Origin of the sequence: Aliikangiella marina, from assembly GCF_007004765.1 — a bacterium.
Taxonomy (GTDB): domain Bacteria; phylum Pseudomonadota; class Gammaproteobacteria; order Enterobacterales; family Kangiellaceae; genus Aliikangiella; species Aliikangiella marina.
The window spans coordinates 1,020,172-1,038,708 of sequence record NZ_VIKR01000002.1 but is presented as its reverse complement, the minus strand read 5'-3'; the positions used below and the strand labels follow the sequence as shown (position 1 = coordinate 1,038,708).

Below are 18,537 nucleotides of genomic sequence, written 5' to 3'. Positions count from 1 at the left end.
CGACTAATGTCGCCTTTTTTATGTATTACTCTAACAGAGTTGCTGTTATTGAGGTAGGTTTTGAAGGTTGCGCGTGACCTTTGACTCTTTGCGACGATCTTCTAAAAACGCTGAAAACCCAGCGTTTGCAAAGTAACTACCAATGTATAGGGTTCGTTGGTTTTTGTTTGCATCATCTGCAGCAGCCCAATCCCCCTTCTCAACCTTGTTCAACATCAAAATAGTAATGCCTTGAAAGTCCTCAACTTTATCCCAAGTCACATTACCCTCGGAAGGTGCAGGCATTTTAAAGAATTGCTGATTAGCAACAAATGACATGCTGGCATTATTGCGTTGTACTTTATCTAAGTCAGTCCACGTTAGTTGATTTTCAGAGAGTAACGCTTCTACATCTTCCTTCGCTTTGAGTTTACCTAATAGGTTGTCAGCTAGCTGTTCTGCGTCATTTTTCGCTTTTGCTTGCTTAACACTATTTTCGACTCGAGCTTTCACTTCCTCTAACGTTTGTACTCTGCTCGGTTGCGACTCCTTAAGCCTTAATACAACAATGTGATTTTCACCGATTTCAACAGGTGCCGAATTAAGCAAAGAATCTTTAACATCTGAGCTAAAAGCAGCATTTTTTAACGCTTGATTCGCAAAAATATCTTTTCGAGAGGACTGACCAAAAAATGGGCTAACTTTAATTTCTAATCCAGTCTGCGCAGACGCTTCAGCGAGGGAATCCGATACTTCAAATGCCCAACTTTCAAGGTCTTGTGATTTTGCGTAGAAAATTTCGTCCGCTTTGGTTTTTTGGAGCTCCGAAACAATTTCAGCTTTAACATCGTCAAAAGGTTGAACGCTACCTTCAACAAAGTTTGTCAATTTAACGATATGATAACCAAAGTCAGTTCTCACAGGTGCAGAGATATCACCAACATTAACCAAATCATTTGCTGCACTTTCAATTTCGGGTTCCATCGCGCCTGGAAGCAAAACGCCTAAGTCACCACCGGTTTCCCTGGTAGGAATGTCGTCTGATTCAGTTGCAACAATTGCAGCAAAATCCTCTCCGTTATCGATTCTGGTTTTTAAAGCTTCTGCTTTTGCTAGCGACGCAGACTCATCATCATTATGGAGAACTAAAATGTGTGCAATTTGTCGTTGAGCATCGGCCTTGTACCGATCAATGTTCTCGTCATAATAAAGTTTTGCTTCCTCATCGGTAATCTCTTGTTGCGACTGTAGATCAGCCATAGAAAGCTCGATATATTCGATGGATACTTTCTCTTCGACACGAAACGCTTCTTGATTGTCTTGGTAGTACTGATTAATCTCTTCTTCAGTTGGGGTTACGTTCTGTTTAAACTGAGCAAAGTTGATTTGTAATGCTCTTCCACTGCGAGTCTGCGAGATAAGCTCAAAGTCATTTTGGGCTTCACCTGGCAAAGCAAAATCGGTTTCCGATAATCCCAACAACAATTGGCGGGTTACTTCTTGGTTTGCATAGTCTATTTTGAAACTCTCACGGCTTCTTTGCGTCGCAACTAATGCCTGATCAACCAATCCTGATGAATACTTTCCATCAATTTGATAATTAGGATCCGATTGAATTTTGTCTCTAAGCGCAGTGCTTGAGAAACGCATACCCAATTCTTCAAGCGCTTGATCTTTAACTTTAATATTGATTAAACGCTGCAATACGCTCTCTTGGAAATTGCGCTCATCTTCCTCAGTTTTAACTGTGGCATTGTAGTAATCAGCTTGCTGAGATTTAAGACTTAAATAAGCGCGTTGAAACTCATTTCGTGAAATGCTGTCACCATTGACAGTTGCTACAGCGTTTGGATCACCGAAAAATGAGGTAGTAAAATACCCAGCAAAAATAAACGAAATTACGATGGCAAAAACGACAACTTTTACCCAGGGTTTTTGCACCCCGTTTCTGATGCTTTCTAACATAACGAATTGCTCATTTAAATATTAAATCTATTGTCTGAATTAACTCAATAAAAAAACGCGCCTGGTTTGGCGCGCTTAATTCTGGCGGAGCGGACGGGACTCGAACCCGCGACCCCCGGCGTGACAGGCCGGTATTCTAACCAGCTGAACTACCGCTCCTAATACTCATTTAACTTAAGACACATTTCTTGGTTTTTTAAGCCATTTACATGACACTATAACGATATCTTAAGTGGTGGGCGCTGCTGGGCTCGAACCAGCGACCCTCGCCTTGTAAGGGCGATGCTCTCCCAACTGAGCTAAGCGCCCATCAAAAAAGGAGGGCTAGTTTACCGCGTCTTTAAGGCCTTTACCAGCTTTAAATCCAGGTACACGAGCTGCTGGAATTTCGATTGTTTTACCAGTTTGAGGGTTACGTCCTGTGCGCGCTGCACGATCTTTAACAGAAAAAGTACCGAAACCAACTAAAGCAACTTGATCACCTTTACGAAGTGTTTCAGTGATTGAGTCAATCATTGCGTCGAGTGCACGACCAGCAGAAGCTTTAGAAATATCAGCGCCTGATGCAATTGCATCTACAAGTTCAGATTTATTCACTTAATTCCCCTTTAATTCTTATCTTGTTAAGTTTGAGAGCATAGCCTACAGAGTGTTAGAGATGTATGCCCCTCGCGGATAACTTTATACCAATGGAGCAATTTACCTGTCAAGCAACAAATGCTCTAAACCCCAGAAAAACCGCGGCTTTGGTCAAAATAACATCATTTTTGCGAGTATATTCATAAATTGAATATAAACCGAACCAGTGAGTCTATTAATCACTGGATCGATGTGGGTTAATGTGGTTTCACCTCGCCTTTTTGTGACTTAGATTTTGCGATAGATTTTTTATCGTCCGCAGCACTCTTATCATTTTGATTGAGCGGCGCCGGTAAGCTTACCAACGCTTTTTCAAGAACTTCATCAATCCAGCGCACCGGCACGATATCTAAATCTCCGATGACATTTTTAGGGATTTCTTCCAAATCTCGAACGTTCTTCTCAGGAATAAGCACCTGTTTGATACCACCACGATGCGCTGCCAATAACTTTTCCTTCAAACCACCAATCGGCAAAACTTCACCACGAAGTGTGATTTCTCCGGTCATGGCAACTTCACGGCGGACCGCAATACCGGTTAGCGCAGATACCAAGGCGGTACAGATGGCGCCACCAGCGCTAGGACCATCTTTAGGTGTTGCTCCCTCAGGCACATGAACATGGATATCTTTTGTCTGATAAAAACTCTCTTCGATACCGAGAGAATTTGCCCTACTTCTTACGACTGTCATCGCCGCCTTGACTGACTCTTGCATGACATCCCCCAATTGGCCCGTTGAAATCGCTTTACCGGTACCGCTGGTGACAGCTGCTTCAATGGTTAATAAGTCACCACCGACTTGGGTCCATGCAAGACCAGTCACTTGACCCACTTGGTCAACTTCACCGGCTTTACCGAAATCATATTTTTCTACCCCTAGGTACTTGGCAATATTTTTGGTATTAACTCGAACCTGTTTCTTCGATTCATCGAGCATCAATTGTTTGACAACTTTCCGACATATCTTGGACAATTCCCGCTCTAAATTACGCACACCAGCTTCCCGCGTGTAGAAGCGAATTGCATTGGTAACCGCCGAATCTGATATTTGGATATCATTTTCTTCTAAGCCATTAACTTTTTTCTGTTTCGGCAATAAATACCGCGTTGCAATATTAAGTTTTTCGTCTTCTGTGTATCCAGACAAATTGATAACTTCCATTCGATCAAGTAAAGGCCCAGGAATATTCATTGAATTTGCGGTACAAACAAACATAACTTCAGACAAGTCGTAGTCAACCTCTAAGTAATGATCGTTGAAGCTAGAGTTTTGTTCGGGGTCAAGAACCTCTAACAACGCAGAAGCAGGATCGCCTCGCATATCCATAGCCATCTTGTCTATTTCATCCAGTAAAAACAGCGGGTTCTTTACCTTAACTTTACTTAATTTTTGTAAGATCTTACCGGGCATTGAACCGATGTAGGTACGACGGTGCCCTCTGATCTCAGCTTCGTCTCTAACACCTCCCAATGACATTCGTACAAATTCTCGTCCGGTTGCTTTAGCAATAGACTCGCCGAGAGAGGTTTTGCCAACGCCGGGCGGTCCAACTAAACACAACACAGAGCCCTTTAACTTTTTAACTCTAGTTTGCACTGCGAGGAACTCTAAAATCCGTTCTTTGACTTCTTCAAGCCCATAGTGATCCGCTTCTAAGACCGACTGAGCTTTACCGATATCGCCGAATAATTTACTTCGTTTTTTCCACGGGATGTTAATCATCCAATCGATATAGCCTCTGACGACTGTCGCTTCGGCCGACATTGGAGACATCATTTTTAGCTTCTTCAATTCCGCTTCAGCTTTTTCTTTCGCCTCTTTTGGCATTCCCGCCTTGTCAATTTTTTGCGCGAGTTCTTCAACGTCGGATGCGGAGTCATCATCGCCCAACTCTTTTTGAATCGCCTTAATCTGCTCATTCAGGTAGTAATCACGCTGGCTCTTGTCCATTTGTTGTTTCACTCGGCCGCGAATTTTCTTTTCAACCTGGAGTAAATCAATCTCGGACTCCATTACTCCCATCAAATATTCAAGGCGCTGAGCGACCGATGAAAGTTCGAGTACTTTTTGCTTTTCATCGATTTTCAGCACTAAATGTGCAGCAATGATGTCTGAGAGTTTCTCTGCATCCTCAATACCTGAAACCGTATTTAGAACCTCTGCGGGAATCTTCTTATTGAGTTTTATGTAATTTTCGAACATCGCTTTGATTGAGCGAGCGAGTGCGCCCTCTTCATCAACAGAGGCCTTTTCTGACTCAATTACTTGATAATCTGCCATCAAAAACTCATGAACTTCCGACAGCTGTTCGATTTTCGCTCGCTCGATCCCTTCAACCAGCACCTTAAGATTCCCATCAGGAAGTCTTAACATTTGTAGAATATTCGCGACACAGCCTTGTTCAAAAATATCTTCGCCACCAGGTTCGTCGTTATTAGCGTCCCGCTGAGCGACTAATAGAACTTGGTTTTGAGCGTCGGACGCGTGCTCAAGGGCCTTAATCGACTTTTCTCTACCAACAAAAAGCGGAATTACCATATGTGGAAATACCACTACATCACGCAATGGTAAAACGGGTAACTGCTTTTCTTCAGGTGAAATAGTTGCCATATAAACTCTCTACTTTTAGAAAATGGGGCGGTTAATCAGTAGACCTAACAAATGTTTTGCAATACCTTAGACTTTAAAATCCAATGTAACGGATTTCCACAAGACAGGCTGATAATTACAACTTATTAAAACTACTACGTATTGCTGGATATGTTGGGACAAATAAGATGATTTTCAATCACCTTGAAAGTAAAAAACTGACTCTCGGTCAGTTTTTTACATTATTTGGTTATTTTTCAGACGCTGCTTTTTTCTCTTGGCTTTCGTAGATTAGCAGCGGTTCAGATTCGCCATCCACAACTGCCGCATCAATGGCAATTTTGGTAACACCTTCCATCGATGGTAAATCATACATGGTATCGAGTAAGACTTTCTCAAGAATCGAGCGAAGTCCACGAGCACCAGTTTTCCTTTCCATGGCTTTTTGAGCCACAGCTCGCAATGCATCCTCTCTGAACTCAAGCGTTACTCCTTCCATCTCAAACAACTTCGCATACTGTTTGGTTAACGCATTCTTAGGTTGTGACAAAATTTGAATCAGCGAATCCTCATCGAGCTCCTCAAGGGTCGCTACGACAGGTAGTCGACCTACAAATTCCGGGATCAAACCGTACTTGACTAAGTCATCTGGCTCGATTTCCTTGAAAATCTCGCCAATGTTCTTGGTTTCTTCCTTGCTTCTGACCTCAGCGCCAAAACCAATCCCAGAGCGCTCAGAGCGATCACGGATAATTTTGTCCATACCGGCGAAAGCGCCACCACAGATAAACAGGATATTGCTGGTATCAACTTGCAGGAATTCTTGTTGCGGATGCTTGCGTCCACCTTGAGGCGGCACCGAGGCAACCGTGCCTTCTATCAGTTTCAAAAGCGCTTGCTGAACACCTTCACCAGAAACATCTCTGGTGATAGAGGGATTGTCCGCTTTGCGCGAAATTTTGTCGATTTCGTCAATATAGACGATACCGTGTTGTGCTTTGTCGACGTCGTAATCACACTTTTGAAGTAGCTTTTGAATAATATTCTCGACATCTTCACCGACATAACCCGCTTCGGTAAGCGTAGTAGCGTCAGCAATTGTGAACGGAACATCCAACAATCTCGCCAGTGTTTCAGCTAACAACGTCTTACCGCTTCCTGTTGGCCCGACGAGTAGAATATTACTTTTTCCTAATTCAACATCATCAGTTTTCACCGAGTTATCGGTCTGGAGACGTTTGTAATGATTGTAAACCGCGACCGAAAGTACCCGCTTTGCAGCACTCTGCCCGATTACATACTGCTCGAGGATGTCGTTAATTTCTCTTGGAGTCGGTAATTTGTTAGCGTCACTATCTTGGGTAACTTCTTGAATTTCCTCGCGAATAATGTCGTTACATAATTCCACGCACTCATCACAAATGAATACGGAGGGACCTGCGATTAGTTTTCTAACTTCATGTTGGCTTTTGCCACAGAAAGAGCAGTAGAGTAGCTTTCCGCTATCGTCTCGACCACCTGATTTTCTGTTGTCGCTCATTGGATTTCCTTTAACGTTTTCTAACTATCTCAAAACTACGGTACTAAGCGTCATCATTACACTTAAGCTTAGACCTTTATACCTTAGTTTGTCGATACTTAGGCTACTTATTTATATTAATTATTGTGAATTAGATCCTAGTTTGAGGCTTTATTTTTTAGCCTCTAGCAGATATTACGCTATCAACGATACCATAGGAAGCTGCTTCTTCAGCACTCATAAAGTTATCGCGATCCGTGTCTTTTTCAAGATCTTTCAGTTTTTTGCCTGTGTGCTTGGCTAAAATACGGTTCAAAGTTTCCCGCATTTTGAGGATTTCTTGGGCATGTATCTCAATATCAGATGCTTGGCCTTGGAACCCACCCAGTGGTTGGTGAATCATCACTCTTGAGTTAGGCAGCGCAAAGCGTTTACCTTCAGCACCACCGGCAAGCAAGAATGCCCCCATACTGCACGCCTGCCCAATACACAAGGTTGACACAGAGGGTTTAATAAATTGCATGGTGTCGTATATCGCCATACCGGCAGTAACTGACCCACCAGGAGAGTTAATATAAAGCGAAATATCTTTGTCTGGATTTTCAGACTCTAGGAACAGCATCTGTGCCACAATAAGATTGGCCATGTGATCTTCGACCTGGCCTACCATGAAAATAACTCTCTCTTTTAGCAATCGAGAATAGATGTCGTATGAGCGCTCGCCTTTAGCGGTTTGTTCCACAACCATGGGCACTAGTCCTAGGGCTTGCGCGTCTAACATAGCATCTGTTTTCAACATTCTTTATCCTTATAATTCAATGGTCTATAAACCAAAAACCCGGTATTTAACTACCAACGGTTAACATATGGGTTAACTATAGCAGTTTCAATACCGGGTTTGAAAATATTAAATTAAATATTCTCGACTTTGCTTATTCAGCTTTGTCTTCAGATGCCTCTTCTGCGTCTGCTTTTGGATTCATAACAGCGTCGAAATCTACTGCTTTTTCTGTTACCGCAGCCGCGTTTTCAACAAATTCGATAACGCTGTCTTCTAGAACTAATTGTTCTACCTCGTTCAGGCGATTTTCGTCTGAAAGGTAATAATTAACGACTTGCTCTGGTTGCTCGTAAACTGACGCAATTTCTTCTAGTTTACTGCGAACTTTATCTTTATCCGCTGTCAATTTGTTCTGCTTAATGACTTCAGCAACAATCAAACCGAGTTTAACGCGTCGATTCGCTTTTTCTTCAAAAAGCTCAGCTGGTAAGTCAGGTAAGCTCGCTCCCTGACCGCCAAATTGCTGCATTGCTTGCTGCTTTAGCGCTTCAATTTCTTGATCGATCATCGCTTTAGGAATGTCAAATTCATGCGCCTCAACTAAAGATTCCATGACTTGCTCTTTGACTTTCGCTTTAAGCACTTGATTAAGCTCTCGTTCCATATTTTTGCGAACATCAGCCTTCATATTCGGAACACTACCATCTTCAATGCCCAGTTTCTCAGCCAACTCACCAAGCTTTAACGCTTCTTTTTTGTTAACAATGTTAACTGTCGTCGCAAAAGTCGCTTCTTTACCAGCAACCTCTTTATTTTGATAGTCTTCTGGGAAAGTAACGGTAACTTCAACTTCATCACCAGCTTTAGCACCAATTAACTGGTCTTCAAAACCGGGGATCATCTGTTTTGAGCCAAGCTCTAGATCAAAACCATCTGCTTTACCGCCGGCGAATTCCTCACCGTCGATCTTTCCAACGAAGTCGATGTTGACTTGATCGCCTTCTTTCGACTTGCGCTTCACTTCAACCCAGTTAGCTTGCTGTTCACGAAGGGTATCAATCATTTTGGTCAAATCTTCATCTTTAACTTCAGAAGTCATCTTCTCGATATTGATATTTGCAAAATCTTTCAACTCGACTTCAGGGTAGATTTCAAAAGTTGCTGTAAACTCTAAATCTTTGCCTTCTTCCACAGAGATCGGCTCGATATGCGGCGCGCCAGCAGGCTGAAGCTTCTCTTGAACAACCGCTTCATAAAATGAACGCTGCATCACCTCAGAAACCACTTCTTGGCGAACATGTCCACCAAAACGCTTTTTGATCACGTTCAAGGGTATTTTGCCTGGACGGAAACCGTTCATTCTCTGTGACTTTGCTAATTCCTTCATGCGTGTCAAAGCAACATCATCAACGTTGCTCGCAGGAACGCCGATAGTTAGCTTTCGCTCTAGGCCGTTTGTGGTCTCAACAGAAACTTGCATTTTGTCTGCTCCAACTCTGTATTAATTTTAATTTAATTTAATCACGTAAAAACGCCAGACGTCGCGAAGCGCATCTGACAGTCGATATTCAAGACAAGAATGAAGGAGGAGTTTGCGAGAGCTGCTTTTTTGCCTTTTTATTCGGCATTTGGGTTTGGTTAGCACCAAGCTCAGGCAACCACCAACTAGCTCAAGCCAGAAAATCTTTTTAAAATCAAGCATCTATCATGATACTTTGTCGTTACAAAATGGTGCGAGAGGAGAGACTCGAACTCTCACGCCGCAAGACACTGGAACCTAAATCCAGCGCGTCTACCAATTCCGCCACTCTCGCATTTTGTAACTTCGACTGTCTTGCAACAGTCAAAATATGGGGTGGATGATGGGGTTTGAACCCACGACCACCGGAATCACAATCCGGGGCTCTACCAACTGAGCTACATCCACCATTGTAAACCTAGTCGCACATTATATGCGCTTTTAGCTCGAAACTTAACCTTGGCCGCAATGGCGCGCCCGGTAGGATTCGAACCTACTACCCTCGGCTTAGAAGGCCGATGCTCTATCCAGATGAGCTACGGGCGCATCGTTCCTCAGCAACCCTACTCGCTTTAAAGCTAACTTTAAATGCCAGTAAATTGGTCGGGGAAGAGGGATTCGAACCCCCGACATCCTGCACCCAAAGCAGGCGCGCTACCAGACTGCGCTATTCCCCGATTTCAATCACCTTGGGAGGCTGCCCCACAAGGAGCGCGCATGATACTGAAGTCCTTGATTCTCGTCAACAACCTTAATCGAATATTTTTAAAAAACTTTTACTTGGCAGTTAGACCGACAATTGAGAAAATACCGGCCAATATTCCAATTGGTTATCAGGTACACAATTTATGGCTGCGAGTCTCATCGACGGCAAAAAAATTTCCGCGGACTTGCGGGAGAATATCAAACAAAAAGTCGCAGCGCGAATTGCAGATGGAAAGCGAGCTCCAGGCCTTGCAGTCATTCTGGTTGGCGATGACCCAGCCTCCTCCGTTTATGTTGGCAAAAAAGTAAAAGCCTGTGAAGAAGTTGGATTCGAGTCGCGCAAACTTACTCTGAGCCCGCAAATCACTCAAGCTGAGTTGATTAAAGCGGTAGAAAAGCTTAATCAAGACCCAAAAATAGACGGAATACTGGTTCAGTTACCGCTACCCGATCATTTAGACTCCAGCGAAATACTTGAAACCATTAAAGCAGACAAAGATGTTGATTGCTTCCACCCCTATAATGTTGGACGACTCGTCCAAAGGATTCCTCAACTACGTCCTTGCACACCATATGGCATCATTCTTATGCTAGAAGCTGTCGGTATCGACGTTAAAGGGCTCAATTGTCTCGTTGTGGGTGCAAGTAATATCGTTGGCCGCCCGATGGCTATGGAGTTGTTGCTTAAAGGCGCGACAGTGACAGTGTGTCACAAGTTTAGTCAGGACCTTGCAGAACATGTCGGTCGAGCCGATCTCGTTGTTGTTGGTGTCGGTATCCCTCACCTAGTTAAAGGCGAATGGATAAAACCTGGAGCGATTGTCATAGATGTGGGAATCAATCGATTAGAATCGGGGAAATTGACGGGCGATGTCGAGTTTGAAACGGCTGCTGAGCGCGCCGCTTGGATCACACCAGTACCCGGTGGCGTTGGCCCGATGACCGTCGCCACGCTAATGCACAATACTTTGATGGCTGCCGAAGAGCTCCACGAATAATCGGAGCAGTTAAATATTTGGATGCTGACTAGCCGCTGACATACAGACTAACTTTGCATTTATTGAGTTACCTTGAATACTCTTCGTAAAATAAAAAAGCCCACTGTGTGGGCTTTTTTTCGACTAACTTGTTGTATTTGCAGGAAATTAAATGACTGATTAATTCTGCCAGAAAAGATCGCCGCCATGCTCCTCTATGGTCTCTAGGACTTTCCCGCCACCACGCGCGACACAGGTTAGTGGGTCTTGTGCCACGATTACAGGTAAGCCTGTCTCTTCTAGAAACAACCTGTCAAGGTCCTTGATGAGTGCGCCACCGCCGGTTAACACCATGCCACGCTCGGAAATATCAGCAGCTAATTCGGGGGGAGATTGCTCTAATACGCTGCGAACAGCGCGGATCATGCCTGCCAATGGATCCTGGAGCGCCTCGAGTACTTCGTTACTATTGATGGTAAAGCTTCGTGGAATCCCTTCAGCCAAATTACGACCTCTGACATCAATCTCCATTACCTCGCTACTGGGGAACGCAGTACCGATTTCATGCTTAATTCGCTCGGCAGTTGCCTCGCCGATAATCGTCCCATAGTTGCGTCTCACATAGTCGATGATGGCCTCATCAAACCGATCGCCGCCGATTCGCACAGAGTCTGACTCGACGACACCGTTTAGTGACAATATCGCTATTTCTGTCGTGCCTCCACCGATATCAACGACCATCGAACCGCGCGCCTCTCCAACCGGCAAGCCTGCACCAACCGCGGCAGCCATTGGCTCTTCGATCAGATAAACATCGCGAGCACCTGCACCATACGCTGATTCTTTGATTGCCCGTCGTTCCACTTGGGTTGAGCCACAAGGAATACAAATTAATACACGCGGACTTGGACGCATAAAAAAGCTTGAATCATGGACCTTACGAATAAACTCTTGAAGCATCTTTTCGGTCACTTCAAAGTCAGCAATGACACCATCTTTCATCGGCCGAATTGCGGTAATATTGCCAGGTGTTCGTCCTAGCATCACCTTGGCATCTTTTCCAACTGCGGCAATGGATTTATTGCCACCACGCTCTTGGCGGATTGCCACTACAGATGGCTCGTTTAACACGATACCCTTTTCCCGCATATAAATTAGCGTATTTGCAGTACCTAAATCGATAGATAAATCGGCTGAAAAGAGACCTCTGATTTTATTAAACATATTGGGGTTTGATTCCGTAGTAACTTTTACTTCAACTGATCCGGCACTTTAACCTAGACAAAACCGGACTTTTCTAAAATTGGCGTCGATTATCGCGCACTTCCCGAATAAACAGAAGGGGTTGCGTCAAATTTCTTATGTTTTATGATGCATTTCAAACCATTAAGTTCCAGAAACATCCAAATGACAGAATTTAAAATAGCCACAGCAGCTGATGCTAAACTTATTGAAGCACTTGCGGCGCCGATTTGGCGAGAACACTACACGCCAATCATAGGGAGTGAGCAAGTCGAATATATGCTTAATAAGTTTCAGAACGAGAAAGCAGTAAAAGACCAAATAGCCGCCGGTTACCTCTATACCATCGTCATCGTTGATAAAGAACATGCCGGATATATTGCAGTAGAAATCCGAGACAATAAGCTATTTCTCAGCAAATTTTACCTGCATGCTGATTATCGTGGGAAAGGTATCGCCCGTGATATGCTCGACTTTGTCGACCAATCAGCTAAAGACAACAATTGTCACCAAATTGAGTTAACCGTCAATAAATATAACCCCGCCTACGAAATCTATTTAAAATTGGGATTTGAGAATGTCGAGTCAATTGTGATGGACATAGGTAACGGCTATGTGATGGATGATTATAGAATGATAAAAAACATCCACTAATTAATCGATTTTTACAAACAAATTCAATGAGATAATTTGGCTAAAAATCGTACTTAGGACTACACTTTTGAGAAGTAATTCTTTTGTCTTAACGCAAGAAGGCGGTGTAGATGGATTTTTTTGCCAAACAGTCAATTCGGTTAAAAATTTTACTCATTCCAATCGTTGGTGCAATTGGTTTTCTGGTTTACTTACTGGTCAGTTTAACAGCCATGAACCAAAACTTAGATAAATTGACCAATGCGAAAGACGTTCAATTTCCACTGTTGCAGATCTCTGCGACAAGTCTCACTAAACTAGAGAACATCAAGCAGACACTAGCGGACGCCGCTGGAATGGGAGAGGCAGACAAACTTGAGGCTGCAAATGCTATCTACAATCAATTAAAAAATGAACTAAGACGAGCAGCATCCGTCGATAACTCAAATGGTCAAGTAATCAATCAACTGATCGCCGAACTTGATTCGTACTATTCTCAAGCCTATTCACTTTCAAAACGGATCGTCGACGGCACTGCGGATTTCTCTAAATTGGCTGAGCAAAGCCAGCAAATGACAGACAAATTAACCGCATTGCAGTCGAACTTGACTAACTTCAATACGGCTCGCAACTCTGATTTTGTGGAAGCATTTGATGATGTTCGCAGTAACACCGAAGCAACCGTGCAGCTGGGCATCACTATCGGAATCGTGACCATTGTATTTTTATTTGTTGTGTCGGTGCCAATTAGCTTTGCGATAAAAAACAGTCTTGAAGACATTAAAAACTCGATGCGTTCAATTGCCGAAGAAGATGGTGATCTTACCCGCAGAATTAATACCACTAGCAAGGATGAAATCGGACAACTAGTTCATTGGTTTAATATTTTTATCGAAAAGTTGCAAACCGCAATCAAGCAAACAGTCGATACAGCAAGGCCGCTTGCGGAGACCGCGACCCATATAAAAGAGCTTACGACCCAATCACAAGTGATCTTCAACCAACAATACGAAAGTAGTCATCAAGCAAATACCTCGGTTGAAGCAATGAACCAGAGTGTTGAGCGAATTTCAAACAATGCCAGTAACGCCTCTACCTGTGCTAATGAAGCCCAACAAGGCGCTAATAAGGGACTTGAGGATGTTCAGAAAACAATCAATAGCATTCAAGAGCTGGCTAAAAATATTGCTGACTCGAGTGAAACCGTCGTCTTACTGGAACAAGGTTCATCTAAAGTAAATGTCGTCCTAGACGTAATCAAAGGTATCGCAGAACAAACTAACTTACTGGCACTTAACGCAGCCATCGAGGCTGCGAGAGCCGGCGAACAAGGAAGAGGTTTTGCGGTAGTCGCTGATGAGGTCAGAAACCTTGCCTCGAGAACGCAAGAATCAACCGAAGAAATCAATCAAATTCTCGAGGGATTACAGGTTTCAGCAAAAGACGCGGTAACAAAAATGGAGAGTAGTCGCACTCAAGTTAATCGCAGTGTTGAACAAGCTGGAGATGCCGGCGAAAGTCTCCAGGCAATAACCAGCACCGTAAGTGAAATTAGTCAAATGAATGAGGAGATAGCCGCTGATACCAATCAGCAAATCGAAATTTCAAATCATCTCGTTGAATCAGTCGCAGACATTCAAGAAAAAACCAAGCAAAGTAATGAATCCAGCGATGAGCTCGCCAATGTGAGTGAAAGACTGGCCGAATTAGCTTCGGTCCTCGAGTCGATTACTAAACAATTTAAAGTTTAAACTGTTTAGTAAATCACTGAGACTTTTTCGCAACCTTTGATATTTTTCAAATTGAAAATTAACTCATCAGAGGGTTTAACCGACCATTCGCCGCCAGCAATTAGTTCAAAGTCAGCGATTTGATGGGAACATTTAATTTGCACTGGACAAAGACCACCTTTGAACGGTGCAAGTGACTCTACTAACTCTTCTGCAACGATTAAACTTTGCTCAAAATCGACATGCAACTCAAGATGTTTCGAGCGGCTTTCACGCACTTCAGTCAATTCGCTAACCTCAACGGCGCTCATTTTTAAACCACCCGAAAAGTCGTCGTTGGAGATATCTCCCTTGGCGACAATTACTTCGTCTTTTCGGAGCACTTCCCGATTCGCTTCATACAAGTCGTTATACACCATCACGTCAACGCGACCACTTTGATCATCCAAAGTGACTATCGCCCAGTTGAGGCCTTTCTTGGTTTTCATCACACGAATAGCGACGATTAAACCAGCAACAGTGACATACTCTCCGCGTCTTGTGGGCTGGAGAGAATTCAACCTCAAATTACAAAACTGCTTGATTTCCGGTAAGTATCGATCAATCGGATGGCCTGTCAAATAGAGCCCGAGCGTTTCTTTTTCTCCCTGGAGTACTTTCGCTTCAGGCCAGGGTCTCACCACCGCGTATTCTGCTTTTTTGGTTTCGCTGCTCTCTGTCGGTGAGCCAAACATATCATTCTGACCAAGCTGCTGATCACGCTTAAATTGTTCAGCACTTTTTATGGCATGCTCTAAAGACGCCATCATGCTGGCCCGGTCTGGTCCCAGTGCGTCAAGCGCACCGGCGCGGATCAATGCTTCTAAGTTTCTACGATTTGCTTTACGCAGGTCTACCCGGTTGCAAAAGTCGAAAAGATCGTGATATCGCCCACCTTTTTCCCGCTCTTCAACGATCGATTGAATAGCTCCCTCACCGACGCCCTTAATAGCGCCAATCCCATAAATAATCGTTTTTTCACCATCGATGGTAAACTTGTACAATCCACGATTAACATCCGGTGGAACAATACTAATCCCCATTGATTTGGCATCATCAACATAGGTGACCACTTTATCGGTATTATCCATATCCGCAGACATTACCGCGGCCATGAAAGCGGCAGGATAATGTGCCTTCAACCAAGCCGTTTGAAAAGAGACCAAAGCGTAGGCGGCCGAATGAGATTTGTTAAACCCATAACCGGCAAATTTTTCCATCAAGTCAAAGATATGCCCGGCCAGTTCGCCGTCAACATCTCTCGCTATCGCGCCTTTCATAAATATCTTGCGTTGCTCTTCCATGACCTCAGGTTTTTTCTTCCCCATAGCCCGGCGTAACAAGTCAGCGCCACCCAGTGAAAAGTTTGCCAGCACCTGAGCAATCTGCATGACTTGCTCTTGGTACAAAATAATCCCATAAGTCGGCTCTAACACAGGCTTGAGATCTTCGTGCTGGTAATCCGAATGGGGATAGGCTACTTCTTGTCGACCGTGTTTACGGTTAATGAAATCATCCACCATGCCCGAACCAAGTGGTCCAGGTCTAAAGAGCGCAACCAATGCGATGATGTCTTCAAAAGAGCTCGGTAAAAGCTTTTTAATCAGCTCCTTCATCCCTCTTGATTCCAACTGGAAAACAGCCGTTGTGTTGGCCGCTTTTAGCAAGTCAAAAGTTTTGGGGTCTTCAAGATCGATTTTTTCAATGTTCAGTTTTTCTTGGTCAGGGCCAATTAATTGACTGTTGATCATCGAGACAGCCCAGTCGACAATGGTAAGCGTCCTTAACCCTAAAAAGTCAAACTTCACCAGACCTGCCGACTCAACATCGTCTTTGTCGAATTGAGTGACCAGCCCTTCGCCAGATTCATCACAATAAAGCGCCGAGAAATCGGTCAAATCAGACGGAGAGATAACCACACCACCTGCGTGCTTGCCGGCATTTCGGGTAATTCCCTCGAGCTTAGTTGCCATGTCCCAAATCGCTTGAAAATCTTCTTCCTCTTCATATCGAGTTCGAATTTCCTCTTCAGCCTCCCAAGCCTTCGAAAGTGTCATCCCAATATCAAACGGAATCAATTTGGATATTTTATCGACAAACCCATACGGTTGACTTAGCACTCGACCCACATCACGGATAACCGCTTTTGCCGCAAGTCGGCCAAAAGTAATAATTTGTGAGACCGCATTACGACCATATTTTTCGGCGACATAATCAATAACTCTATCTCGCCCATCCATACAAAAATCAATATCAAAATCGGGCATAGAAACCCGTTCTGGATTTAAAAATCGTTCAAAAAGCAAATCATATTCCAACGGATCCAAGTCAGTAATTTTCAATGCGTACGCAACTAATGAACCTGCGCCCGATCCTCTTCCGGGGCCCACGGGAATGTCATTATCTTTACCCCATTTAATGAAGTCGGCGACTATCAAAAAGTACCCTGGAAATCCCATTTGATTAATCACGTCGAGCTCAATCTTTAGCCTTTCATCATAAGGTTTTCTTTTCTCAGCAAAATCGGGAGCGTTCACATCCATCAAATGTGGCAGGCGTTCTTCAAGTCCTTCTTCACTGAGCTGACAAAAGTATTCTTCAATGGTTAACCCATCAGGGATCGGATAGTTAGGTAGAAAGTACTCACCAAGATGGAGATGAAGGTTACATCGTTTGGCTATCTCTATCGTATTCTCAAGCGCCTCTGGAATATCTGAGAAAACTTCAGACATTTCTTCTGCACTTCTTAAATATTGTTCACTGCTATAAGTTTTAGGCCGTCGAGGATCATCCAGCACTCGACCTTGATTGATGCAAACTCGAATTTCGTGTGCATCAAAATCAGCCTCTTCTAAAAAACAAACATCGTTTGTCGCTACTACAGGAGTTCCGGATCCTTGAGCAAAGCCAGAAACCGCTTGAATATAAGCGCCTTCACCAACTCTTCCGGTTCTTTGTAACTCAAGATAATAGCGGTCAGGGAAATGTAAATTCCAAAAGCCTAATTGGTTCGCTGCTTGTTCATGGTTTCCTGCTGTTAACGATCGACCGACATCACCATCTTTTCCGCCAGACAAAACAATTAAACCTTGATTATGATCTTTCAGCCAAGATTTCTGAACAATTGGTTTACCGAGCTTTTGGTTGGTTTGATAGGCTTTTGAAACGAGCTGCTTCGCATTTAAATAACCGCTGTCATTTTGACACAGAACAGCAATCCGAAAGACTTCGTTGTCGTCTTCATCGTCATCAACCCAAAGGTCGACTCCAACAATAGGCTTAACCCCCATTGCCATAGCTTTCCGATAAAACTTAATTAATCCGCAAAAATTGACATTATCGGTAATGCCAATCGCGGGCATTCTTAATTCTGCAGCCCTCTCAAGCGTAGGGTTAATTCGACAAATGCCATCCACCATCGAAAACTCTGTGTGCATCCGCAAATGAACAAAGTCATAAACTTTCTTTGCTTGTTCCGGAGAGCCCTCAACCGATTGCTTATCAATACTTTCTGTTTCACTCATAAACTGCTAACTATCGGTCCACTTAAATCAACTCAAGTTGCTTTTGAACGGGTGCAAAACTCTTTCTGTGAATAGGAGAAATACCTTTCTCAACAATCGCTTCGCGATGAAACTTCGTTGGGTATCCTTTATGTTGTGCAAAGCCATAACCAGGATAAACCGCTTCCATTTCGACCATTTCTTGGTCTCTCGCGACTTTAGCAATTATCGAGGCAGCGCTTATGGCCGGTTCCTTCAAGTCACCCTTAACGATAGCTTCTGCGGTGCAAGTGAGTTTTGGTAACTTATTACCATCGATCAAACAATGATCGGGTTGTTGAGTTAACCCCTCGACTGCACGCTGCATAGCGAGCAAGCTTGCTTGAAGAATATTCACTTCATCTATCTCGTCAGGTTCTGACCGAGCAATACACCAGCTCAGTGCTTTTTCTTTGATTTCTTCTGCCAAAGCCTCACGTTTCTTTTCTGATAACTTTTTAGAATCGGTTAATCCGTCAATTGGTTGGTTAGGATCGAGGATTACCGCAGCAGCAATGACAGGTCCAGCTAACGGCCCTCTTCCTACTTCGTCTACCCCAGCTATGAAATGGCTTTTGGACATGCACTCCCCAACTTATTGATTACACTACAAATTTATTTCTAATTCGATAGCTTCGCTTTGCGCGACTCGGGTAATCGGTACTTTGATTTTTCA

At 43.7% G+C, this 18,537-nt stretch carries 12 protein-coding genes and 6 tRNA genes; 3 read left to right on the top strand and 15 right to left on the bottom strand.

All coding sequences use genetic code 11. The features are described from left to right. Positions 1 to 45: 45 nt before the first annotated feature. From FLL45_RS10900 to FLL45_RS10845, 12 genes are all read right to left on the bottom strand, one after another. Positions 46 to 1,944: a SurA N-terminal domain-containing protein gene (locus FLL45_RS10900; RefSeq protein WP_142942037.1), complete on the bottom strand. Its 1,899-nt coding sequence runs from the start codon at positions 1,942 to 1,944 to the stop codon at positions 46 to 48. 82 nt (positions 1,945 to 2,026) lie between these two features. Beyond that, positions 2,027 to 2,103: transfer RNA gene (locus tag FLL45_RS10895), tRNA-Asp, on the bottom strand. A gap of 74 nt (positions 2,104 to 2,177) precedes the next feature. Beyond that, positions 2,178 to 2,253 (bottom strand) — tRNA-Val (locus tag FLL45_RS10890). Between the two features lie 15 nt (positions 2,254 to 2,268). Next, complete coding sequence (hupB, locus tag FLL45_RS10885) at positions 2,269 to 2,541, bottom strand: nucleoid-associated protein HU-beta (protein WP_142942036.1); 273 nt, start codon at positions 2,539 to 2,541, stop codon at positions 2,269 to 2,271. A 239-nt stretch (positions 2,542 to 2,780) separates the two neighbouring features. Then, a complete protein-coding gene (lon, locus tag FLL45_RS10880; RefSeq protein WP_142942035.1) occupies positions 2,781 to 5,195 on the bottom strand; it encodes an endopeptidase La in 2,415 nt (804 codons plus the stop codon). A 229-nt stretch (positions 5,196 to 5,424) separates the two neighbouring features. Continuing rightward, positions 5,425 to 6,714, bottom strand: a complete 1,290-nt coding sequence (gene clpX / locus FLL45_RS10875; RefSeq protein WP_142942034.1) for an ATP-dependent Clp protease ATP-binding subunit ClpX — start codon at positions 6,712 to 6,714, stop codon at positions 5,425 to 5,427. A gap of 157 nt (positions 6,715 to 6,871) precedes the next feature. Then, positions 6,872 to 7,492 (bottom strand): ATP-dependent Clp endopeptidase proteolytic subunit ClpP, encoded by a 621-nt coding sequence (clpP, locus tag FLL45_RS10870; RefSeq protein ID WP_185964411.1) that lies wholly within the window; start codon positions 7,490 to 7,492, stop codon positions 6,872 to 6,874. A 133-nt stretch (positions 7,493 to 7,625) separates the two neighbouring features. Next, positions 7,626 to 8,954, bottom strand: coding sequence for a trigger factor (gene tig, locus FLL45_RS10865; RefSeq protein WP_142942033.1), 1,329 nt, complete (start codon positions 8,952 to 8,954; stop codon positions 7,626 to 7,628). Between the two features lie 249 nt (positions 8,955 to 9,203). Then, a tRNA-Leu gene (locus tag FLL45_RS10860) sits at positions 9,204 to 9,288 on the bottom strand. 37 nt (positions 9,289 to 9,325) lie between these two features. After that, positions 9,326 to 9,401: transfer RNA gene (locus tag FLL45_RS10855), tRNA-His, on the bottom strand. A 61-nt stretch (positions 9,402 to 9,462) separates the two neighbouring features. Further along, positions 9,463 to 9,539: transfer RNA gene (locus FLL45_RS10850), tRNA-Arg, on the bottom strand. Between the two features lie 54 nt (positions 9,540 to 9,593). Beyond that, positions 9,594 to 9,670: transfer RNA gene (locus FLL45_RS10845), tRNA-Pro, on the bottom strand. A gap of 171 nt (positions 9,671 to 9,841) precedes the next feature. On the opposite strand from FLL45_RS10845, the gene folD reads away from it, so the two are divergent. Beyond that, positions 9,842 to 10,696 carry a bifunctional methylenetetrahydrofolate dehydrogenase/methenyltetrahydrofolate cyclohydrolase FolD gene (folD, locus tag FLL45_RS10840; protein WP_142942032.1) on the top strand — a complete coding sequence of 285 codons (855 nt, stop codon included), beginning with the start codon at positions 9,842 to 9,844 and terminating at the stop codon, positions 10,694 to 10,696. Between the two features lie 159 nt (positions 10,697 to 10,855). Here the strand turns inward: folD and FLL45_RS10835 are convergent, their stop codons facing one another. Continuing rightward, complete coding sequence (locus FLL45_RS10835; RefSeq protein WP_142942031.1) at positions 10,856 to 11,899, bottom strand: rod shape-determining protein; 1,044 nt, start codon at positions 11,897 to 11,899, stop codon at positions 10,856 to 10,858. 183 nt (positions 11,900 to 12,082) lie between these two features. On the opposite strand from FLL45_RS10835, the gene FLL45_RS10830 reads away from it, so the two are divergent. Together FLL45_RS10830 and FLL45_RS10825 are read left to right on the top strand one after the other, a co-directional pair. Further along, the gene (locus tag FLL45_RS10830; RefSeq protein ID WP_142942030.1) at positions 12,083 to 12,571 is read left to right on the top strand and encodes a GNAT family N-acetyltransferase; all 489 of its coding nucleotides are present in this window, start codon (positions 12,083 to 12,085) and stop codon (positions 12,569 to 12,571) included. Positions 12,572 to 12,681: 110 nt separating this feature from the next. Further along, a complete protein-coding gene (locus tag FLL45_RS10825) occupies positions 12,682 to 14,301 on the top strand; it encodes a methyl-accepting chemotaxis protein (protein WP_142942029.1) in 1,620 nt (539 codons plus the stop codon). Between the two features lie 5 nt (positions 14,302 to 14,306). Here the strand turns inward: FLL45_RS10825 and dnaE are convergent, their stop codons facing one another. Together dnaE and rnhB are read right to left on the bottom strand one after the other, a co-directional pair. Beyond that, positions 14,307 to 17,843: a DNA polymerase III subunit alpha gene (gene dnaE / locus FLL45_RS10820; RefSeq protein WP_142942028.1), complete on the bottom strand. Its 3,537-nt coding sequence runs from the start codon at positions 17,841 to 17,843 to the stop codon at positions 14,307 to 14,309. Between the two features lie 22 nt (positions 17,844 to 17,865). Then, entirely contained in the window at positions 17,866 to 18,444 is a 579-nt protein-coding gene (rnhB, locus tag FLL45_RS10815) for a ribonuclease HII (RefSeq protein WP_142942027.1), read from the bottom strand. Positions 18,445 to 18,537: the final 93 nt, after the last annotated feature.